The 20,688-nt window shown below is 70.1% G+C and carries 21 protein-coding genes and 1 pseudogene; 6 read left to right on the top strand and 16 right to left on the bottom strand.

The genetic code is table 11. From position 1 onward, the window contains the following. Positions 1-198: 198 nt before the first annotated feature. Positions 199-1,416, top strand: coding sequence for a cytochrome P450 (locus tag ACIOJE_RS07300; RefSeq protein ID WP_400773983.1), 1,218 nt, complete (start codon positions 199-201; stop codon positions 1,414-1,416). Positions 1,417-1,634: 218 nt separating this feature from the next. Continuing rightward, positions 1,635-2,732 (top strand): PP2C family protein-serine/threonine phosphatase, encoded by a 1,098-nt coding sequence (locus ACIOJE_RS07295; protein ID WP_400773981.1) that lies wholly within the window; start codon positions 1,635-1,637, stop codon positions 2,730-2,732. 165 nt (positions 2,733-2,897) lie between these two features. On the opposite strand, the gene ACIOJE_RS07290 is transcribed toward ACIOJE_RS07295, so the two are convergent. Beyond that, positions 2,898-2,999, bottom strand: a complete 102-nt coding sequence (locus tag ACIOJE_RS07290; protein WP_400774613.1) for an LPXTG cell wall anchor domain-containing protein — start codon at positions 2,997-2,999, stop codon at positions 2,898-2,900. On the opposite strand from ACIOJE_RS07290, the gene ACIOJE_RS07285 reads away from it, so the two are divergent. Further along, positions 2,989-3,177: a hypothetical protein gene (locus ACIOJE_RS07285; RefSeq protein ID WP_280674657.1), complete on the top strand. Its 189-nt coding sequence runs from the start codon at positions 2,989-2,991 to the stop codon at positions 3,175-3,177. The genes ACIOJE_RS07290 and ACIOJE_RS07285 overlap by 11 nt on opposite strands. A gap of 136 nt (positions 3,178-3,313) precedes the next feature. On the opposite strand, the gene glnA is transcribed toward ACIOJE_RS07285, so the two are convergent. Continuing rightward, the gene (gene glnA, locus ACIOJE_RS07280; protein ID WP_280674655.1) at positions 3,314-4,726 is read right to left on the bottom strand and encodes a type I glutamate--ammonia ligase; all 1,413 of its coding nucleotides are present in this window, start codon (positions 4,724-4,726) and stop codon (positions 3,314-3,316) included. A gap of 264 nt (positions 4,727-4,990) precedes the next feature. Between glnA and ACIOJE_RS07275 the strand changes: the two genes are divergently transcribed. Further along, positions 4,991-5,458: an RDD family protein gene (locus tag ACIOJE_RS07275; protein WP_280674653.1), complete on the top strand. Its 468-nt coding sequence runs from the start codon at positions 4,991-4,993 to the stop codon at positions 5,456-5,458. A gap of 96 nt (positions 5,459-5,554) precedes the next feature. On the opposite strand, the gene ACIOJE_RS07270 is transcribed toward ACIOJE_RS07275, so the two are convergent. The 11 genes and pseudogenes from ACIOJE_RS07270 to ACIOJE_RS07220 form a co-directional block, all read right to left on the bottom strand. Next, positions 5,555-6,253 carry a DUF4191 domain-containing protein gene (locus ACIOJE_RS07270; RefSeq protein ID WP_400663391.1) on the bottom strand — a complete coding sequence of 233 codons (699 nt, stop codon included), beginning with the start codon at positions 6,251-6,253 and terminating at the stop codon, positions 5,555-5,557. A 184-nt stretch (positions 6,254-6,437) separates the two neighbouring features. Further along, complete coding sequence (locus tag ACIOJE_RS07265; RefSeq protein WP_280674649.1) at positions 6,438-6,623, bottom strand: hypothetical protein; 186 nt, start codon at positions 6,621-6,623, stop codon at positions 6,438-6,440. A 237-nt stretch (positions 6,624-6,860) separates the two neighbouring features. Continuing rightward, complete coding sequence (gene lipA, locus ACIOJE_RS07260; RefSeq protein ID WP_280674647.1) at positions 6,861-7,814, bottom strand: lipoyl synthase; 954 nt, start codon at positions 7,812-7,814, stop codon at positions 6,861-6,863. Positions 7,815-7,993: 179 nt separating this feature from the next. Then, positions 7,994-8,764: a lipoyl(octanoyl) transferase LipB gene (gene lipB / locus ACIOJE_RS07255; RefSeq protein WP_400774610.1), complete on the bottom strand. Its 771-nt coding sequence runs from the start codon at positions 8,762-8,764 to the stop codon at positions 7,994-7,996. Between the two features lie 218 nt (positions 8,765-8,982). Further along, the gene (locus tag ACIOJE_RS07250; RefSeq protein WP_400773979.1) at positions 8,983-10,890 is read right to left on the bottom strand and encodes a helix-turn-helix domain-containing protein; all 1,908 of its coding nucleotides are present in this window, start codon (positions 10,888-10,890) and stop codon (positions 8,983-8,985) included. 59 nt (positions 10,891-10,949) lie between these two features. After that, entirely contained in the window at positions 10,950-12,341 is a 1,392-nt protein-coding gene (locus ACIOJE_RS07245; RefSeq protein ID WP_400773977.1) for an MFS transporter, read from the bottom strand. Positions 12,342-12,609: 268 nt separating this feature from the next. Continuing rightward, complete coding sequence (locus ACIOJE_RS07240; protein ID WP_400773975.1) at positions 12,610-12,795, bottom strand: hypothetical protein; 186 nt, start codon at positions 12,793-12,795, stop codon at positions 12,610-12,612. Next, positions 12,795-13,046 (bottom strand): annotated as a pseudogene (locus tag ACIOJE_RS07235) (hypothetical protein); the annotation flags it as partial. The pseudogene ACIOJE_RS07235 and the gene ACIOJE_RS07240, both read right to left, overlap by 1 nt. Before the next feature lie 96 nt (positions 13,047-13,142). Further along, on the bottom strand, positions 13,143-13,817 hold the full coding sequence (locus tag ACIOJE_RS07230; RefSeq protein ID WP_400773974.1) for a class I SAM-dependent methyltransferase: 675 nt from the start codon (positions 13,815-13,817) through the stop codon (positions 13,143-13,145). Further along, positions 13,814-14,728 (bottom strand): phosphotransferase family protein, encoded by a 915-nt coding sequence (locus tag ACIOJE_RS07225; RefSeq protein WP_400773972.1) that lies wholly within the window; start codon positions 14,726-14,728, stop codon positions 13,814-13,816. Before ACIOJE_RS07225 ends, ACIOJE_RS07230 begins: the two co-directional genes overlap by 4 nt. Positions 14,729-14,816: 88 nt before the next feature. After that, positions 14,817-15,563, bottom strand: coding sequence for a hypothetical protein (locus tag ACIOJE_RS07220; protein WP_400773970.1), 747 nt, complete (start codon positions 15,561-15,563; stop codon positions 14,817-14,819). 444 nt (positions 15,564-16,007) lie between these two features. Between ACIOJE_RS07220 and ACIOJE_RS07215 the strand changes: the two genes are divergently transcribed. Both ACIOJE_RS07215 and ACIOJE_RS07210 read left to right on the top strand, forming a co-directional pair. Next, positions 16,008-17,432 (top strand): helix-turn-helix domain-containing protein, encoded by a 1,425-nt coding sequence (locus tag ACIOJE_RS07215; protein ID WP_400773967.1) that lies wholly within the window; start codon positions 16,008-16,010, stop codon positions 17,430-17,432. Between the two features lie 42 nt (positions 17,433-17,474). Then, positions 17,475-18,674 (top strand): XRE family transcriptional regulator, encoded by a 1,200-nt coding sequence (locus ACIOJE_RS07210; RefSeq protein ID WP_400773965.1) that lies wholly within the window; start codon positions 17,475-17,477, stop codon positions 18,672-18,674. 246 nt (positions 18,675-18,920) lie between these two features. Here ACIOJE_RS07210 and ACIOJE_RS07205 read toward each other — a convergent pair whose 3' ends face one another. The 3 genes from ACIOJE_RS07205 to ACIOJE_RS07195 all read right to left on the bottom strand — a co-directional run bounded on the left by ACIOJE_RS07205 (position 18,921) and on the right by ACIOJE_RS07195 (position 20,412). After that, positions 18,921-19,091 carry a hypothetical protein gene (locus tag ACIOJE_RS07205; protein WP_380433834.1) on the bottom strand — a complete coding sequence of 57 codons (171 nt, stop codon included), beginning with the start codon at positions 19,089-19,091 and terminating at the stop codon, positions 18,921-18,923. Between the two features lie 32 nt (positions 19,092-19,123). Next, positions 19,124-20,041, bottom strand: a complete 918-nt coding sequence (locus tag ACIOJE_RS07200; protein WP_400773962.1) for a hypothetical protein — start codon at positions 20,039-20,041, stop codon at positions 19,124-19,126. 236 nt (positions 20,042-20,277) lie between these two features. Next, entirely contained in the window at positions 20,278-20,412 is a 135-nt protein-coding gene (locus ACIOJE_RS07195; RefSeq protein ID WP_400773959.1) for a hypothetical protein, read from the bottom strand. Positions 20,413-20,688 lie beyond the last annotated feature (276 nt).

The following is a 20,688-nucleotide window of genomic DNA, read 5'->3' as shown; positions in this document are numbered from 1 at the left end:
GAGCCGCCTCGACGCCCGCGTGCGAACCCGGGCCGCACGGGAGCCGCGGCCGGATGCGCACCCGAGCCGGACGGGAACCCCGCCGGAACCCCGCCGGAACCCGGCCGGAACCCGCCGGAACCCCGCCGGACGGGAACTCCATTGCCCCCGTCGGTGGTTCACGCATCAGGAACGTGGGCTTCGGGAGGGGTGCACCGGATGGACGGCACGTCGATCATCGAGGAACTGCTGACCAGCGAGGGCAGGGCCGACCCGTACCCGCTGTACGCGAGGGCGCACGAGCTGGGCGCGGCGATGCCCGCCGGCCCGGACACCTTCCTGGTGGCCGGCCACGCCGCGGCCGACAAGGTGCTGCGCACCCCCGCCTTCGCCGTCGCGACCGCCGAGATGATGGCGGGCCTGGCCCCGGAGTTCGCCGAGCACCCGTCGATGGCGCTGTTCGGCCGCTCGATCCTGCAGCGCAACGCACCCGACCACCCCCGGGTCCGCTCGCTGATCGCCTCGGTGTTCACCGCCCGCCGGGTCGCCGCGCTGCGCCCGGCCGTGGAGGCGGCGGTCGCCCGGCTCCTGGACGGGATGGCCGAGCAGGGCGCCGACGGCTCGCCGGTGGACTTCATGGACGCCTTCGCCTTCCGGCTGCCGGTCGGGGTGATCTGCGAACTTCTCGGTGTCCCCGAACCGGACCGCTACCGCTTCCGCGACCTCGCCTCCGACCTCACCGTCGCCCTGGAGTTCATCGACGACCGCTCCGATCTCACCGCGGCCGACGCGGCCGCCGACGAGCTCGCCGGCTACTTCACCGAACTGGCCGCCGAGCGCCTCGCCCGCCCCCAGGACGACCTGGTCACCGACCTGGCCCGGATCGCCGTCGACGATCCGGAGCGGCTCTCCGCACGGGAGCTGCTGGCCAACCTGGTGCTGTTGTTGGTGGCCGGTTTCGAGACCACCACCAACCTGCTCGGCAACGGCCTGGCCCTGCTCTTCCGCCATCCGGAGGCGGCCGCGGGCCTGCGCAGCGGTGCGATCACCCCGGCCGCGTTCACCGACGAGGTGCTGCGCTTCGACTCCCCGGTCCAGCTCACCTCGCGGGTCGCACTGACCGAGGGGCTCGCCGTCGAGGACCTGCCCGTTCCGGTCGGCACCGTGGTGCTCCTGCTGCTCGGCGCGGCCAACCACGACCCTGCCCGGTACGACCGCCCGCAGGTGTTCGACCCGACCCGTGGCGACAGCCAGCCGCTCAGCTTCGGCGGCGGCCCGCACTACTGCCTCGGCGCCCAGCTGGCCCGGCTGGAGGCCGAGGTCGCGATGCCCGCCCTGCTGGACCGCTTTCCCCGACTCGCCCCCGGCGGCGTGCCCAGTCGGCGGGATCGCCTGGTCCTGCGCGGCTTCGACACCCTGCCGGTGACCGTGCGCTGACCGCCCCCGCCCCTGCCCCTGCCCCCGTCCCTGCCCCCGCCCCCGTCCTGTCGGCCAGGGCGTTCGTCACCCTCCGTCGACCAGGCCTGACGCCGCGCGTCCAGGCCCGGCCGGCCGGGAAAACCGGGACATTCGGCCGTTCGTGACCGGGCCGTTCATAGGAGAACATGGAGGGACGAACCGGTCATTCCGGACCGGTCGGCCAGGAGGTCCCCGCCGTGCCCGTAGCACCCCGCCCGCCGCACCGGGCGGCCGTGGAACCCAGGGTGCCGCGTTGGGTGCCCTGGCTGCCGGTGCTCCTGCTGCTGCTCGACCTGGTCGCCGAGGCGGTCGTCCCGGACGCGGTCGCGGCCGGCTTCCTGCTGACCGCACTGCCCGTGGTGGCGGCGTTCAGCTACGGCCCGGTGCTGACCGCCACCGCCTCGGCCGGCTCCCTGGCGCTGCAACTCGCGCTGGCCCTGCGGGCGGGCCACATCAACGAGCAGCACCACGTCTGGGTCTACATCGCCACGCTGTTGTCCGGGGTGATGGGCACCGCCCTGTCCTGGCAGCGGACCCGGCAGAACCGCAACCTGCTGCACGCCCGTACGGTCGCCGAGACCCTGCAGCGCACGGTGCTGCGCCCGGTGCCCGAACGGGCGGGCGGCCTGCGGGTGGCCGGCCTCTACCGCCCCGCCCAGGCCGAGGTGCTGGTCGGCGGGGACCTGTACGAGGTGTGCGACACCCGCTTCGGTGTCCGGGTGCTGCTGGGCGACGTCCGCGGAAAGGGCCTCGGCGCGGTCCGGACGGTGGCCGACGTGCTCGGCGCCTTCCGGGCGACCGCGCACGACACCCCCGACCTGGTCGACCTCGCCGACCAGCTGGACCGCTCCGTGCTGCGCGACGCCGCCGACCGGGGCGACGACGAGCTGTTCGTCACCGCCGTCCTGCTGCAGTACCGGCCGGGCTCCGACTGCGTGGAGATCGTCAACCGGGGCCACACCACCCCGCTCCTGCTCACCGGCCACACCATCACCCCGGTGTCCTGCGCGGACGAACTCCCCCTCGGCCTCGGCCACCTCGGGCCCGCCGAGGAACGCGGCAAGCCGACCGCGGTCGCCCTGCCCCCGGGCCACACCGTCCTGCTCTACACCGACGGCGTGAGCGAGGCCCGCGACGCCACCGGAGCCTTCTACCCGCTCGACCGCCGCCTCGCGGCCCTCGGCACCACCTCGCCCGACCGGCTGGTCTCCTTCCTGGCCCAGGACGTCCACGAGTACGCCGGCCTGCTCGCCGACGACCTCGCCGTCCTGGCCCTCACCCCGGAGCGCCCGTAGGCCGTCCCGGACTCGCCTTGCCCGCGCTCCACTTCACCACCTGACCCACCCCGACAGGCGAGGCACCCCGGGCCGGGGGCCGCTCGCCCGGGCGGAACGCGCCGGTGGCGCCGCTGGGGGCGGCGCCACCGGGGATGGTCAGGTGTTCAGTTGTTCACCGTTGCGTCAGCTGTGCCGTCCGGGCCGGCGGTAGGCCACTGCGCACAGCGCCACGCCGCCCAGGACGGCGATCAGCGAGTCGGACGACGAGCCGCCGGTGTTGGGCAGTGTTCCACCGCTCGCCGACGAGCTCGCGCTGTGGGTCGGGCTGACGGGCGGGGTCGTACCGCCGGTCCGCGTCGCGGTCGGCGACGGAGAGGACGTCGGGGACGGGGACGAGGTCGGCGACGGAGAGGCCGTGGGCGAGGCCGTCCAACCGGACTTCCCTCGGCACAGCACTCGATGACACTGATTCACCCGATCGGCCGCCCCCACCCGCACCGGCCACCCCAAGCCCCGCCGCCAGCCACCACCACCAACCAAAGACCCCGCCGTCCCCACAAGGAGCACGACGGGGCCCGATCAAGGCCGACGACCGCGATTTAGAGGTCGTAGTACAGCTCGAACTCGTGCGGGTGGGGGCGGAGGGCGATCGGGGCGATCTCGTTGGTGCGCTTGAAGTCGATCCAGGTCTCGATCAGGTCCGGGGTGAAGACGTTGCCGGCGAGCAGGTACTCGTGGTCGGCCTCCAGGGCGTCGAGCACGGCCGGGAGGGAGGAGGGCACCTGCGGGACGTTGGCGTGCTCCTCGGGGGCCAGCTCGTAGAGGTCCTTGTCGACCGGCTCCAGCGGCTCGATCTTGTTGCGGATGCCGTCGAGGCCGGCCATCAGCATCGCCGAGAAGGCCAGGTACGGGTTGGAGGACGGGTCGGGCGCGCGGAACTCGATGCGCTTGGCCTTGGCGTTGGAGCCGGTGATCGGGATGCGGATCGCGGCCGAGCGGTTGCGCTGCGAGTACACCAGGTTGACCGGCGCCTCGAAGCCCGGCACCAGACGGTGGTAGGAGTTCACCGACGGGTTGGTGAAGGCCAGCAGCGAGGGGGCGTGCCGGAGCAGGCCGCCGATGTAGTAGCGGGCGGTGTCGGAGAGGCCGGCGTAGCCCTGCTCGTCGTAGAAGAGCGGGGAGCCCTCGGTCCACAGCGACTGGTGGACGTGCATGCCCGAGCCGTTGTCGCCGAAGATCGGCTTCGGCATGAAGGTGGCCGTCTTGCCGTTGCGCCAGGCGACGTTCTTGATGATGTACTTGAACAGCATCAGGTCGTCGGCGGCGTGCAGCAGCGTGTTGAACTTGTAGTTGATCTCGGCCTGGCCGGCCGTGCCGACCTCGTGGTGCTGGCGCTCGACCTCCAGGCCGGACTTGGCCAGCTCCAGCGACATCTCGGCGCGCAGGTCGGCGAAGTGGTCCACCGGCGGGGTGGGGAAGTAGCCGCCCTTGTACTTGACCTTGTAGCCGCGTACGTCGCCCTCGGCGGCGCCGGTGTTCCAGGCGCCGGCCTCCGAGTCGATGTGGTAGAAGGACGCGTTGGCGCTGGTCTCGAAGCGGACCGAGTCGAAGACGTAGAACTCGGCCTCGGGCCCGAAGAACGCGGTGTCGGCGATGCCGGAGGAGGCGAGGTAGGCCTCGGCCTTCTTGGCGACGTTGCGCGGGTCGCGGCTGTAGGCCTCGCCCGTGACCGGGTCCTGGATGAAGAAGTTGATGTTGAGGTGCTTCTCGGTCCGGAACGGGTCGAGCCGGGCCGTGGCGAGGTCCGGGACCAGGGCCATGTCGGACTCGTGGATGGCCTGGAAGCCGCGGATCGACGAGCCGTCGAACATCAGGATCTCGGACGGGTCGAAGGTCGCCGCAGGTACGGAGAAGTGCTGCATGACGCCCGGCAGATCGCAGAAGCGGACATCGACGAACTTCACGTCGTTGTCCTGAATGTACTGCTTCACTTCGGCGGCGTTGTTGAACATACATCCTCCTCGGCGTGCGAATGGGGCTCACCCTAGGAACGGGCCGTTTCCGGTCGGTGACCCGGTCGTTTCGTAAATGTTAACCACGGCCGCCGATCGGGTGGCAAAGTCGTACCGTACGGGGGCAAAACGCACCGCCGACCGGGTCGGGTGTGTACAAGTGGTCTGGACCACTTGGAAAGCTCCGGCAGCGCGATTCACTCGCCCGTGGCGTTCGGGGGAGCCGGTGGCGGTGTGGACGGGCCGCCCGGTTAGTGTGGATTCGTGGACACCAGAGAAGCGTTGGGATCGTGGATCGACGGCCCGAAGGCGGCCGCCGAGAAGATGGGAGCCGACTTCGGTTACCGCGGCGAGCGCCTCGGCCTGCCCAAGGAGGGCCCCGGTTCGATCGCGGGCCCCGGCCGTCGCATCGGCGCCCTGTTCGTGGACGGCTGGCTGGTCGCCCTGATCGCCTACGGGCTGATCGGCAAGGGCAGCCCGGCCGAGGCGAACCTGTGGACCAGCCCGCTCTACTTCGTGGTCGCGGCAGTGCTGCTCGCCACCACCGGCACGACCGTCGGCAAGCGGCTGTTCGGCCTGCGGGTGATCCGTCTGGACGGCGGCCGCGCGACCATCCCGCAGGTCCTGCTGCGCACCCTGCTGCTCTGCCTGGTGGTGCCGCCGCTGGTCTGGGACCGTGACGCCCGCGGCCTGCACGACAAGGCGGTCGGCACCGTCGAGGTCCGGATCTAGGCCCCGGCCTCCAACGGCCCCGCCGCAACGATGAACGGCCCCGCCGCGGGATCTCCGCGGCGGGGCCGTTCACGTGTCGTCAGGGACGGGGGAGGGTCAGCGGACCTGGCCGCCCTTGGGCATCCGGGCACCCTTGGGCATCGGGCCCTTGGGGATCGGCGCCTTGGAGAGCAGGTCGCCCAGCGCGCGCAGACGGTCGTTGGTCTCGGTGACCTGGGCGGCGGTGATGGCGCGGGGCAGTCGCATCAGGTGGATCTGCAACTTCTTGAGCGGGATCTCGCCCTCGCCGTTGCCCACCACGATGTCGTGCACCGGCACGTCGCCGACCACCCGGGCCATCTTCTTCTTCTCGGAGGCCAGCAGCTGGCGCACCCGGTTCGGGTTGCCCTCACCGATCAGCGCGATGCCGGCCCGGCCCACCGCGCGGTAGACCGCGTCCTGGTTACGGGTGACCGCGACCGGGGTGGAGTTGGAGCTCCAGCCACGTCGGATGTTGTTCAGCACCGCCGCAACGGCGCCCGGCTGCCCCTCCATCTGTCCGAACGCCGCGCGCTCGGCCCGGCGCCCGAAGACGATCGCCATGGCCAGGAAGGCCACGATGAAGCCCAGGATGCCCAGGTAGATGGGGTGGTCGATTGCGAAGCCGATGGCGAGGAACACGCCGAAGGTCAGCAGGCCGACGCCGGCGATGATCAGGCCGATCTTGGTGTCGACCTTCTTGGTCATGGTGTACGCCAGGCGGATCTGCTTCAGTCGCCCGGGGTTCTCGGATGTTTCCCTCGCCATAACGCTCATGGTACGTGGCACGGGTACGGGATATCCAAGCCCGGGTACCCGTTCGCTCGATCCGTGACCCGAGTGCCCTGTGCCGTCGCACACAGCGACCGGCGGCCGCGGGCGGACTGCCGCCCTTGCCGCCGTCCGGACGTCACCGTCGCCCCGGCCTCACCGGCGCCCCGGCCTCACCGCTGTACGGACCTCACCGTCGTGCGGACGTCCCCACCGGCCCGGGCGACGGCGCGTCGTGGTGGCGGTCCGCCGCGTACCGGCGGTTCTCGCAGACTGCCGCCCAGGCGTTGCGCCGGGCCTGCCGCTGGCCGCCCGCCAGCAGGACGCTCTCGGCGAACCGCAGCGCAACCCCGACCGACCGGATTCGCATCCGCATGCCGAACAGCTCCCCTCGTGGCTGAGAAGAATCGAACGCTCGCAATGAGTCCATCATCACCACCCCGTGTTACCAGGCGGTGACCGGCCAGTCAAAGCGTGGTGAAGCCGAAAGGGCGGAGCCGAGGCTCCGCCCTTCGCTCGATGCGGGTGGCTCAAAAGCGCCGGATCAAGAGCACCGGATCAAGAGCGGCAATTCAAGAGCGGCGACTCAAAAGCGGCGACTCAAGGCGCCGGCTCAGACCGCGGCCTGCTCGCGCCGCTCCAGCGCCTGCCGGTACAGCCGGCCGGCCCGGTAGGAGGAGCGCACCAGCGGGCCGGACATGACCCCGGCGAAGCCCAGCTCCTCGGCCTCCTGCTGGAGCTCGACGAACTCGTGCGGCTTGACCCAGCGCTCCACCGGGTGGTGGCGCAGCGAGGGGCGCAGGTACTGGGTGATGGTGATCAGCTCGCAGCCGGCGCCGACCAGGTCGGCGAGCGCCTGGCTGACCTCCTCGCGGGTCTCGCCCATGCCCAGGATCAGGTTGGACTTGGTCACCAGCCCGGCCGCGCGGGCCTGGGTGATGACGTCCAGCGAGCGCTCGTAGCGGAACGCCGGGCGGATCCGCTTGAAGATCCGCGGCACCGTCTCGACGTTGTGCGCGAGCACCTCGGGGCGGGAGGAGAAGACCTCGGCCAGCTGCTCGGGCACCGCGTTGAAGTCGGGGATCAGCAGCTCGACGCCGGTGCGGCCGCTCGCGCGGTCGGCGGTCATCGCGTGCACCTGGCGCACGGTCTCGGCGTACAGCCAGGCGCCGCCGTCGGGCAGGTCGTCGCGGGCGACGCCGGTGATGGTGGCGTAGTTGAGGTCCATCGTGACGATGGACTCGGCGACCCGGCGGGGCTCGTCCCGGTCGAACTCGGCGGGCTTACCGGTGTCGATCTGGCAGAAGTCGCAGCGGCGGGTGCACTGGTCACCGCCGATGAGGAAGGTCGCCTCGCGGTCCTCCCAGCACTCGAAGATGTTGGGGCAGCCGGCCTCCTGGCAGACGGTGTGCAGCCCCTCCTTCTTCACCAGCGACTGGAGGGCGTTGTACTCCGGGCCCATCTTCGCGCGGGTCTTGATCCACTCGGGCTTCCGCTCGATGGGGGTCTCGCTGTTGCGGACCTCCAGGCGGAGCAGCTTCCTGCCGTCGGGCGCGACAGCGGACACGTGCGACTCCTAGAACTAGACGGGGTACCCCCAGGGTACGCCTGTGGTTGTACGGCCTTCGCGGCGCCCGTTGCCCCGCAATCGCAGGGCAACAGAGCTACTGGCCGGTAGATTCCCGGGTGGTGCCGAGGGTGCTGAGGGCGCCGAGAGCGTCCGGGGTGTGCCGGGCGGTACGGTCCTCAGCGGGTGAGCGCCGGCTCCGGCAGCTCCGCGAACACGTCCGACAGGTGCCGCTCGACCACCGGCAGTGCCTCGCCGACGGTGAAGCCGCGTCCCAGCTCGCCGGCGAGCGAGGCGACGCCCGCGTCCCGGATGCCGCACGGCACGATCCGGTCGAACCAGGTCATGTCCGGGTCGCAGTTGAGTGCGAAGCCGTGCATGGTCACCCCGCGGGCGACCCGCACGCCGATCGCGGCGAGCTTGCGGTCGTCGCCGCGCTGGCCGGCGTTGGACGGTGCGTACTCGGGGCCGGCCAGCCGCGGGTCGATGCCCAGCGGCAGGCCCATGCGCAGGGTCAGCTTGCCGATGTCCACCACCTGCGCCGGGTCCACCACGGCGTCCGGGATGGACTCGCCCAGCACCCACACGCCACTGCGGCCCTCGACCCGGGCGGTCCCGACGCCGAACTCGGTGCAGGCGCGGATCAGCGCCTCCTCCAGCCGGCGGACGTACGCGACCACGTCGATCGGGTCGGGCAGCTTGACGATCGGGTAGCCGACCAGCTGGCCGGGGCCGTGCCAGGTGATCTCCCCGCCCCGGTTGACCTCGACCACCGGGGTGCCGTCCATCGGCAGGTCGGCGGGGTTGGTGCGCTTGCCCATCGTGTAGACGGGCTGGTGCTCCAGCAGCAGCACGGTGTCGGGGATCTCGTCCGCGACCCGCAGCGCGTGCAGGCGCTGCTGCTCCTCCCAGGCCTCCTGGTAGGCGATGACGCCCTCGCCTATCCCCATTCGAACGAAATCGACGTTCTCGCTCACCGCTGCCGCTCCTTGCCAGGCGTTCGAGACCAACCTCGCCACTGTACGCCCACGCCCGTACGGACCGGTCAGCCGCCCGAGGCCACCCGAGGCCACCCGACTCCGCCCGACTCCACCCGAGGCCGCCGGGGGCTACCTGGGGCCGCCCGAGGCCGCCGGGGGCTACCTGGGGCCGCCCGAAGGACAGCCGCTCAGCCCCCCGAGAGCAGTTGCAGCCGCAGCGCCAGCTGGAGTTCGAGCGAGCGCTCGGGGTGGTTCCAGTCCGGGCCGAGCAGCGCCTCGACCCGGTCCAGCCGCTGGACCACGGTGTTCACGTGGACGTGCAGTTCGTCCTTGGCGCGGGTGAGGCTGCCGCCGCAGTCGAAGTAGGCCCGCAGGGTGCGGACCAGTTCGGTGCCGCGCCGGGCGTCGTAGGCGAGCAGCGGGCCGAGCGCCGCGCCGACGAAGCCGTCCACGTCGTGCCCGTCGCCGAGCAGCACCCCGAGGAAGCCCAGCGCCCGGGCCGAGGCGCCCTCCCCGGCGCGGCCGAGCACCCGCAGCGCACGTACGCAGCGCAGGCCCTCGGCGTACGAGGCGGCCAGCGCGGGCGGGCCGGCGGCCGGGCGGCCGGCGCCCACGGTGACCGGGAAGCCGGCCAGCCGGGCCAGCCGCTCGGCGGCCTGCCGGGCGGCCTCCTCGGGGTCGCCGGCCTCCGGCACCAGCAGCACCACCGCGTCGCCGTGCTCGGCGCCGACGCCCCGGGAGCCGAACAGGTACCGGCGGGCCGCCCCGGCCAGCCGGCCGCGGTCCGCGCCGGGGGACCCCACGGGTTCGGCCGGTTCCGCGACCAGGACCAGGTGCGGGCGGGCGAGGTCGACGCCGAGCCGGCGGCCGCGTGCGGTGAGCCCGGCCGGGTCGCGGTCGGGGGCGGTCAGCAGGTCGGTGAGCAGTTCGCCGCGGACCCTGTTCTCGGTCTCGGCCACCGAGCGGCGCAGCAGCAGGAGCAGCGCGGTCACCACGCTGGCCCGCTCGAACAGCCGCCGGTCCGCGTCGTCGAGGTCGGGCCGTCCGCGCAGCACCATGGTGCCGAGCGCGTCGTGCCCGGCCAGGACCGCGCACACCCACAACTCGCCGTGCCGGACGGACCGCCCCTCGGCCCGGGACGCGGCGACCGCCTCCGCCAGTTCGGCGGCGGGCGCGGACCGTCCGGCCAGTGGCTCGCCCTCGGCGTCGAGGACGGCTATCTCACCGCCCAGCAGGGCCGCGACGGCGGCGGCGACGTCCGGCACCTCGGCGCCGCGCAGTACCAGGTCGGTGAGCCGGTCGTGCGCCTGTTCGGCGCGCTGGACGGCGGCGGAGTGGGCGCGGACCAGCTCGTTGGCGCTGTTCAGCTCGGCGAGCGCGGCCCGGGTGTCGGCCAGCGCCTTGGCGGTGTCCAGGGCGATCGCGGCGTGCGCGGCCAGCGTGCACAGCAGCGCGACCTCGTCGGGGGAGAAGGCGCGCGGCGAGCGGTCGGCCGCGAACAGCACCCCGATGACCTCGCCGCCGAGCAGCAGCGGCACCCCGATGATCGCCACCAGGCCCTCGTCGAGCACACCCGCGTCGATCGTGCCGGTGTGGTGGAACCGCTCGTCGGTGCGGTAGTCGGGGGTGGCGTACGGGCGGGCGGTCTGCGCGACCAGGCCGCCCAGCCCGTCGCCGAGGCTGAGCCGCAGGGTCTGGAACAGGACGGAGACCGAGCCGTCGGTGACCCGCATGTAGGTGTCGCCCGCGGCCACGTCCGGCAGGGTCAGGTACGCGGTGTCGGTGCCGAGCAGCATTCGGGCGCGGCGGACGATCGCCTGCAGCACGGTGTCCAGCTCCCGGGAGGCGGCGAGGTCCCCGGCGGTGTCGAACAGGGCCGTCAACTCCGCCTCCCGGCGCCGGTGTTGGCGCAGCGTGCGGTGCACCCGGAGAGCCTGCCAGGTGGCGTCGTCGATCTCGGCGAGGACGGCGGCCGGCGCCCCGCGGTGGCGAGCGTCGGCCAGCACGTCGTCGAAGTCCTCGGTGGCGGCGCCGGAGGCGAGCAGGTCGAGCAGCCGCCGCAGCGCGGGCGCGGAGCTTTCGTGAGGGTGGTTCATGGTGCGTGCCGCCAATCGGCGTCGTGTCCGGCGGAAGCGCGATCGTAGCGGCTCGGCCGTCAGGCCGTGGCGGGCTTTCCGGCCACGGTGGTGGCCTCCGTCTCCGCCCCGGCCGCCGCCTCGGGCTCGACCTCCGCGAGGTCCTGGCCCCTGGTCTCCCGCCCGCAGAGCACCGCCAGTACGGTGATCGCCGCCGCGATCGCGACGTACACCGAGATCGGGGTGGCGCTGCCGTAGTCCTTGAGCAGCGCGGTCGCGATCAGCGGCGCCGGCGCGCCGGCCGCCACCGAGGCGAACTGGGCCCCGATCGAGGCGCCCGAGTACCGCATCCGGGTCGAGAACAGTTCGGAGAAGAACGCGGCCTGCGGTGCGTACATCGCGCTGTGGAACACCAGCCCGATCGTCACCGCGACCAGCAGCGACCCGAACGACCTGGTGTCCACCATCCCGAAGAAGACGAACGCCCAGACGCCCACCCCGACCGCGCCGACCAGGTACACCGGCTTGCGCCCGACCCGGTCCGACAGTGCGCCGAACAGCGGGATCAGCGCGAACTGGATCGCCGAGGCGATCAGCACCGCGTTCAGCGCGGTCTGCTTCGAGAAGTGCGCGTGGGTGACGGCGTAGGTCAGCACAAAGGTGGTCATCACGTAGTACGAGATGTTCTCCGCCATCCGGGCGCCCATCGCCACCAGCACCTCCCGCCAGTGGTGCCGCAACACGGCCACCAGCGGCGGCTGTTCGGCCGCCGTCCGGGCCGCCTTGCGCTGCTCGGCCGCCGCCAGCGCCTGCTTGAACAGCGGCGACTCGTCCACCGCCAGCCGGATCCACATTCCGACCCCCACCAGCAGCGCGGACAGCAGGAACGGCACCCGCCACCCCCACGACAGGAACTGCTGCTCCGACAGCACCGCCGTCAGCAGCGACAGCACCCCCGCCGCCAGCAGGTTCCCGGCCGGTGCCCCACCCTGCGGCCACGACGCCCAGAACCCCCGCCGCCGTTGGTCGCCGTGCTCCGACACCAGCAGCACCGCCCCGCCCCACTCCCCGCCCAGCGCGAAGCCCTGCACCAGCCGCAACACCGTCAGCAGCACCGGCGCCGCCACCCCGATGGAGCTGTAGGTGGGCAACACCCCGATCAGCGTGGTCGACCCGCCCATCAGCAGCAGACTGACGACGAGCAGCTTCTTCCGCCCCACCCGGTCCCCGAAGTGCCCGAACACCAGCGCCCCGACCGGCCGCGCGGCGAACCCGATCGCATAGGTGAGGAACGACAGCAGCGTCCCCGTCAGCGGATCACTGTTCGGAAAGAACACCTTGCCGAACACCAACGCGGCTGCTGTTCCGTACAAGAAGTAGTCGTACCACTCAATGGTCGTGCCGATCAGGCTCGCGGCCACCACTCGGGGCAGTGAGCCTTTCGTGCTTCTGGGTGCGGTGGAGGAGTCCATGATCACCACTTCCGGATGGGGGGACGGTGTCGCCACAAGGTAGGAACTCCCAGGCCGAGGACCTATGTTGGCGAACCACATACCCAGATGCGTCGGTGTGGACTCGAAGACCATGCACCCTGCGGGACGAGTCGTCGAGCCGGTTGGTTGACCTGGCTCGGTGCTGACCTGGACGCACCTCTGAGCACCCTTCATCACCTGTCCCGTGCTGACTGGGTGCTGAGTCGGGAAGCCGCCATCGCCACCGTGAGTGACGAGTGAGCCGTGCTCACCTGGAGCGCGGTTCGACGTCCGGGACGGTCGCCGCACGGTCCTCGCGAGGCTCGATGGTCTGCTGCTGGAGGGCGACGGCCAGGCCCAACAAGCCGACGGCGACGACCTGGAGGCCGACCCGGCCGGCGGTGAGGACGGCGCCGAACCGGTCCTTCTCGGGTGCTGCGTGTCGGGCGGACATCAGGCCGCCCTAGCCGTTGGAGTCAGAGCGGAAGCCCATTCCAGAGCGGTCATGATGTGTTCGGGCTGGATGCCGACGTGTGGGTCGGGCTCGATCAGCAGGGTGGGGTTGCCGAAGGTGGTGCGGTCGGCGGCCCACTGGTGGTCGAGGGACGTGAAGTCGTCGTCGATCCAGATGGCAGGGGCGCCGGCGAGCCAGTCCGCGACGTGGTTGCGCTTCCACAGGTAGCCGTCGGGGTGGCTGGTGGTGATTCCGCCGGCGGCCGGGAACGGGATGAAGACGCCGTCTATGTCGAGGAGCAGGAACGGGGCGTTGTGCATCGGTGCCTCCTGGGATTGGGTCGGGTGTCAGGGCTTCCGTGCGGTGATCAGTAGGGTGGTCGGCCAGCGCGCGCCGGCCCGCGCGAAGAGGTGATGGACGCCGGTAGCGAGCAGGCCAGCACGGTTGAGGGCCCGCACCCAGGCGGCCGGATCGATGTCCCAGCGGTCCACCACGGCCGGGGTGCCATCGGGCAGAGCCACCTGGTCGTGGGTGCGTGGGTTGGTCGGGATGGTGCCGGTCCGCTGCGGGTGCGGCACCGAGAAGGCGAGGACGCCCCTGCGGCCGAGGCGTCGGGAGCACGTGTAGAGGAGTTGGAACGGCTCGCTGAGGCCGATCGCGCCGAAGACGGACACGATGACGTCCAACTGGCGGCTCTCGCCCCGGAGGTGGACCGCTGCGGTGGAACAGACAAACTCGGCGCCAGTGTGCCCGTAGTGGCCGGCGGCCCGGCGGACCTGGCCGCGGGAGCGGTCGATCCCAATGACGTGGGCGCCGAGCCCGGCCAGGTGGGCGGTGTTGTGGCCGGGACCGCAGCCGAGTTCCAGGATCCGCAACCCGGCCAGATCCGCGCCCAGGATCTCCGTGCCGGGACCGAAGTCGGATCTCTGCGTCCACTCCATCCGGACTGGCGGCGCCAGCGGCTGCGGCGGGCCGCTGGCGAGGCGTTGGGCGGCGTGGGCGTCCCAGATGTCCACCGTCACGCTTCCAACAGGCGGACGGCCGCGGTCAGGTGCCGGCGGACGGCCTTGATGTAGAGCGGGTCGTTCTCAGGCTTGTTGATCCACTTGACGGCCTGCTCCATGAACCACTCGCTCGCCCAGATGCGGTGCCAGCCGAGGGCCCACTGTTCGGTGGGCAGACCGCCGCGTTCGGCCAGCGCGTCCTTCGCTCCGCCGGTGGCGACGTAGGCCTCGATGAAGGAACGCAGGCGAGCCGGGTCGGGGTCGTCGAGAGTGCCGTGCCAGGAGGCGAGGTCGAGCAGGCCGGGCCCGGTGAACGCGCGGGCGAAGTCGAGCAGGCACTGGCCTTCCTCGCCAATGTGGAGGCTCGTGGCGTGGAACTCGGAGTGCACCCAGCCGAACGGAGCCAGGTCGGTGCCGGTGGCGCGCTTGGAGGCCGCGATGGCGAGTGCTTCCAGCATCGCGGTGAGGTCTGCGGCGCCCTCGATCCAGCGGCCGGCCCCACGCAGGCGCCGAAGGTGACCGAGCGCGAGCTCCGGTAGGGCGGCCAGCGCGTCCTCATCCAGCACCGGCAACGACGCGTCCGCGGAGGCCTCGTGGACGGCTACGGCGGCCACGATGCCGTCGGTGTCGCCCGCCTCGCGGACCGGCTCGCCCAGGTCCTCGATGACCATGCCGAGGGTGCCCTCTCGAGCGATGGAACCGATGACCTGCGGCACCGGGATGCCGGCGCGGCTGGCCGCGCGCAGGATCTGGTCCTCGCGGTCGAACGGTTCGACGGCGTATTTGTAGATCGCGGTACGACCCCCCGCGAAGCGCAGGCGTTCGACGCCGGACATGTCCCACACCCGCATCGGTTCGCGGGCGGGGGAGGAGTGTCCGGTACTGGCGCAGATGTCGGCGAGGATGGCGGTGACGAGCGTGCTGTCCACGGGAAGCGTTTCCGTTCTGGCTGGCTGGTGGGGGCCGGGTCCGGGGCGGCAGCGCGCTTGCCGCCCCGGACGGGTGTCAACGCGAGGGTCAGGCCGCGGTCACACGGTAGGAGTCGACCTGCTCGATCCAGTCGGCCTTCATGCCGGCCAGCTCCTCACGGAAGCGGGCCATGGAGGCGCCGTAGGGGGCGACGACGCCGCCGGACTGGTCGGGAACGGACTGGCAGCCGTGGACCAGCCGGCCGCCGAGGGCGGTGTGGACCTTGATGCCCTCGATCCGGCGGTGCTCGTTGAACCAGCCGCCGTGGTAGACCTCGTCGAGCATCTGGCCGTCCTCTTCGGAGAGGTCGAAGACCACGCCGGTGGCGGAGGGGAAGAACCAGCACGGACCCACGTTGGAGATGTGGCCGTCCAGCTCGACCTTGTTGAGGGCCATGAACGTGGCGGCCTCGCGGAGCATCTTCAAGTGCTCGGAGGTGACGCGCGGCAGGCCGAGGGTCGCCAGGTGCTCGTCGCGGAACAGGTACGAGTAGACCTGGTGGGCGATGACCAGGACCTCACCCGCGTCGCGGGTCGAGCGGCCGTGGGTCTTGATGAACTCCAGCGCCATCTGCTCGACAGCGGACTCCTCGGTCTCGTCCACGTTCAGCAGGCCGTCCTCCACGGTCTGCCAGTCGATGATGTACCAGGAGTTGGTCTCGAACCGGAAGAAGTACTTCTCCGGGTCGAGGGTGATCTTCTTGCCGTCCACGGTGATGCCGGGCAGGCGGTTCCAGCGCGGGTCGAACGCTTCGGGCAACTCGACCGTGATCGTCAGGGTGTCGACGGTGGTCACCTGAGTCTCCGTTCCGGGTCGGTGGCACCTGGAGGGTGCCAATCGGCTTGGCCGGCCGCCTTAAGCGCGAACGAACCGGTTGCTTCGGGCGGCCAGTTACTACGGTGGCGGCCCGGCACCGTCGCTTCCATGCCAGACTGCGGTGCCCCGTATACGTGCGATACATAGATCGCCGGACACTGACCGTGGCGATTCATATACTGCTTGTCAGGTTGAGGTCTCGGTCGAGTGGATCAGGCGGCGACGGTGTCGATCGGACAAGGGGCAGCGCTCGCGTGTCGCAGGTGTGGTACGCGGCTGGCCGTGGATCAGCGAGGCGCTCTGTGTTCGCCGTGCCGGTCGGTCGGCCGAACGCAGACCGTGCCGCAGCCGCCAGAGGTCCCAGCCGAGTTCTGGGGTTCGCAGGAACTTGTATCGGCCTTCGAGGGTCGACACATTGGGCGAATGGTGCGTGCCTACCGGCTCCATCAATACCACCGAGCGGAATACGGGCCGCGAGGCATCCCGCAAAGCGTCGTCGGTCAGTGGCTGGGCTTAACTCAGGCTCAGATCAGCAGAATTGAGACCGGTCCACCTGTTACCGATCTCGTCTCTCTTATTCACTATGCCCGGGTGTTGGGTGCGCCGGCAGAACGGCTGTGGTTCAGCATCCCCGGGGTGGCACCAACTCGACATGTTGAGCGACCTTCCGCTGCCGAGTTCAGTTCAACGGCAAGCGAGGTAACTATAAGTCAGGGAGCGTGGCGGACCGTGCGCCGGTACCTCAACGCCCACCGCGGTGAACTTGCACAGGCGGCCAGCACGCTCTACCCGATCGAGTTTCATGTGCCAGGTACCGCACTTTTGATGGCGCCTGAGTGGTCGCCGTCGGGCCCGGTGGAAGTCGAACGCGTGCGGCTCAAGTGGGTGGGCCCCGCAGCGAAGTCTCCGTTGGTCGACGGAAGCGAGTCCGAGGCGCGCCAGATCTTGCCGCTGTACAGTCCCAGCCGCTCGTTCGAGCGGTACACCCAGGCAATCCGGTACATCGACTCGCCGTCCCTCTTTGAGAATCGGCCGAGCTATCGGTTGACCGGGATTGACTGGAGTCAGGATGGTAGTGGCGAACTCTCCTTCGGCGTGGCCACCTATTTTGACAAGCTCGACATTTCCGAGGCCCTCGGGCACGAGTTTGCGGCCGTCGCGAAGGAGGGGCTCGTGAACTGGGCCCGACTGCCCCTGCGGCGACTGCTGAGCGATCCGTTCGACGTGGACCTCCGTGCGGTAGTGCCAGCCATCACCACCCTCCTGATCCGAGTGCGAACCTCTGGCGAGGCGACCTTTCTGCTGCACTGGCGCGATCCGGGCAAGGTGGCTACGGCTGGCGGTCTCTACGACGCCATTCCGGCTGGGGAGTTTCAGCCCAGTTCGATCGCTGGTGACCCCGCGGGCAGCGACTTCGACCTGTGGCGCAACATCGTCAGGGAGCTCAACGAGGAACTGCTGGGTGCACCCGAGTACGACGGATCCGGAAGTCGACCGCTGGATTACGACCGATGGCCGCTCTACCGTGCGCTTGAGCGAGCTCGCCGAAGCCGGCGGCTCCGCCTCTACTGCTTCGGTGTCGGCTGCGACGCGCTCACGCTGGCAGCGACCATCCCTACGGCGTTGGTGATTGAGGACGAGGTCTTCGAGGAGCTGTTCGGTGAAGTGGTGAAGACCAACGCCGAGGGCGTCACGGTCACGGAGTGGAATGGTCAGGACACCTCTGCCGGCATCCCGTTCACCGAGCAAAACGTCTCACAGTTCATCAGAAACGAGCCTATGGCGCCACCGGGCGCGGCATGCTTGGCTCTGGCCTGGAAGTACCGCGACCTCCTGCTCGGCTCGTAACCGGGTGCAAGGCGTCGCGCCCGCATGCGAAGAAGGAGCGTCGTGTCCAGCGCGCCCGTGGCAGATGACCAGCCGACCCCAATTGACAGCAGAGAGCAGTGGCGACGGGGACGCGGCTTCCTGAACGATCACCGCTTCGCGTTGACCGGCCGCCTTCTGGCTGAGAACACGCCGGAGAACCTGATTCCGGGGACGCCTCTTCTGGCCCGGCGGCACTGGATTCCCGAAGAGCCGGTGCCGCTGGAGCAGGTCCGGCTGAACTGGAGGCCAGACGCGCCCGCAGCACCCCTGGACGGCGGTGATCCCGAGCTCGATCACATCCGCCCCCATCGGGAGGACGGGACTGTCTACCTCAACTACGCGGACGCAGTCCGGGATCTCGCCAAACCGAGGCTATTCGAGAACCGAAAGTGCTATCGCCTGCTCGATGTCGAGGCATCGACTGCCGGTCCGACGCTGACCTTCGGCCGCGGCCAGTACTTCGATGTGATCAACATCTGCGAGGCCGCCGCGCACGAGTACGCTGCGGCAGCCCTGGCGGCCTCGGACAGGCCGGTGGATCCTTCGGCAACGCCCTTCCGTGCCGCCATCGCTGATCCGACGGACCTCGCGCGTCGGCCGGTCATGGCGGCCACGAGCACGCTGACCATCCGGAACGATCGGACGACAGGCGAAGCCGAGTTCGTGCTGCACTGGCGTGATCCTGAGAAGGTCGCCAGCGGTGGGGGCCTGTACCAGGTCATGCCTGTTGGGATGTTCCAGGCGTCGCACGATGCGCCATGGAACGAGGAGAACGACTTCGATCTCTGGCGGGCCGTCCTGAGGGAGCTGAGCGAGGAACTGCTCGGTGAGACCGAGGATTACGGGAGCGGCAGAGCGCCTATCGACTATGCGGCCTGGCCACTCAACAAGACACTCACCGCTGCCCGCGAAGAGGGGAGGTTGCGGATCTTCTGGCTGGGCCTCGGTGTGGATCCGCTGACCTTTGTCACCGACATGTTGACCGTGGCCGTGTTCGACGCTGACTTGTTCGACGAGACGTTCCAGCGGATCGTCTCGACCAACGACGAAGGCCACCTCGTCGGACTGGAGGACGCGACAGGACGCTCAACCGGGATTCCATTCACTGCTGAACAGGTTGATCGCCTCACTGGCAGCGAACCGATGCAGCCCGCTGGTGCGGCCCTCCTGCGGCTCGCTTGGCGGCACCGGAAGGCTCTGCTCGGAGGGTCCTTCCAGTAGCACGCGTTGGTGCATGAACGCCCTGACCTTTTCCGTGAAGGGGTCAGGGAACTCGTGCTCACAGGGGTGATTCCTCACCTATGCCCACATCATGCCGGACGCGCCTCAGCGCCTCGGGCCGTGATGAACGGTGTGTTCTTGCAGGAGCTGAAACTGGACCTCCCACTGGAGTTCGACACCTTCGTCGAAGCAGCATGACCCGAACGTCGGGGGACGTAAATCGCGTCCCCCGACGTTCTCACGTTTCTACTTCCGCGGCCGGTTGAACCAGAGCTTCCACCAACTCAGGCGGTCGCGAGACTGCCGAGGCAGGATGGCGCCGGCCACCATGCGGACGGCGACCGCGACGACGAGTACGAGGACGAGCGGTGCGATGAACCACCAGGGCGTGTCCGGCGGCAGGTTGATCTGAGGCAAGGGTGTCCCTCCCACGAGGGGGCACCAGCTGGCTACGCAGCCAAGGCGAAGGCCATTGGGCGCCCCTGCTGACTATCGGTCGGCAGGGGCGCCATTTGCGGTGCTCGGGGCACCACGGGTGCTGCTAGTCGCTCTGTTCCGCACACACAGACCCACGTACGGGGCTGGGCCGCGGCTTTGACGGGTGGCCGGGGACGTGTGCCCCTCAGCTGTCGTAGGGTGCGGCGGAGAAGGGCTCGTGCCGCGCGGAGTGCCTGCTGATGCACCCAGCGCACATGGAATCTGAGCAGCCGCTCCAGGCCTGGGCAGAAGGGTCCGAAGTACCCGCGCTCCTCAATCAACGAGGGTTGCGGTTCAAGCCCACGGGTGAGCGCGGACACTTCAGCCTGGCGGCGCGCGAACTTCAGGCCAGCGTTCCGGGCGTACCGTTGCCCCTCGTCAGAGAGTAGCCCCGGGACTCGAATCTCCGGCCGGCGCTCGTGGCTGACGTCGGCCCCCTGGGTGAGGCCAGGGCTAAACAGCTCGTGAACGGCGTCGTTGAGCCGAAGACCGTAGCCGTCGACGTCATCGTCAACGTCCGGGTATAGGTCGACGAGGGCTTCCTGCTCTGAGAGCCAGTAGGCAGCCCGCTCCAGCATGCTGAAGAGAGGGCGATCCGTCTCTTCGGTTTCCCTGCTGATGAGCCTCACGATCGCGCGAGGAGTGAAGTACTCGTTGGGCGAGACGTCCAGGCCGCGCTGGACGTCCAGGATCGGTGCCTCAAGGATGGAGCTGCTGGATGGGCGATCCCGGAGTTCTTCGGAGGACTCCCAAGCACCCGCCTGGAGTGCTTCGAGATAGCGCTGAACGTCCTCAGGATTATTTGCGAGCCGAAGGGCCTCAACGGCTGGTGTGGGCTGATCGAGACCAGCCCTCTTCCCCCAGAGTTCGAGGCGGATTGAACGCTCCATGCCCTCGTCCACCTCACGACCCCCGTGCTCCGATGCTAGGAGGCAAGCGTAACCGACGTTGCTGGAGCGCCTGTTCGCGATTGGCGGGGGCTGGTTAGCTGGGCGGGAGAGCCAACCGTGGTAGCTCTACGCGACTGACCTCGAAGTTCGATGTCGGCGGTCGGCGTTGCCGTTCGGTGCTGACTGAGGGGCCCCCAGGGTCGCCGTGCTGGTTTTGTGCTGGCTTCGACAGCTCCCTATCGGCAAACCCGCAGGTCGGAGGTGGTCTGCAGCGAGGCGTCGTACCACTCGATGGTCGTGCCGATCAGGCTCGCGGCCACCACTCGGGGGAGTGAACTGGTCGCCGCCGAACCACGTGCAGAGGCGTTCATGGTCACCACTTCCAGGTTCAGGGGGGACGGGGACGATGTCGCCACAAGGTAGGAAGTCCCGGAGCCGCGGCACATGTTGGCGACATACATAGTCAACGGCACTGATATGGCTCGCCACTCCATAACGACCTCGGCCCCCACCCCTGCACCGGTCGCCCCGTCGTGGGGGGGGGGGGGGGGGGGGCGCGGCCCCCGGGGGGGGGGGGGGGGCGGGGCGGGCCGGGCGCCCCCCGGCCCGGTGGGGGCCCCGGCGCGGGTGGTTTTAGTTTCAACCCC

The organism is Kitasatospora sp. NPDC087861, from assembly GCF_044742585.1.
GTDB lineage: Bacteria > Actinomycetota > Actinomycetes > Streptomycetales > Streptomycetaceae > Kitasatospora.
Note: the sequence above shows the minus strand (reverse complement) of the source record. Positions and strands in the feature narration are given on the sequence as shown.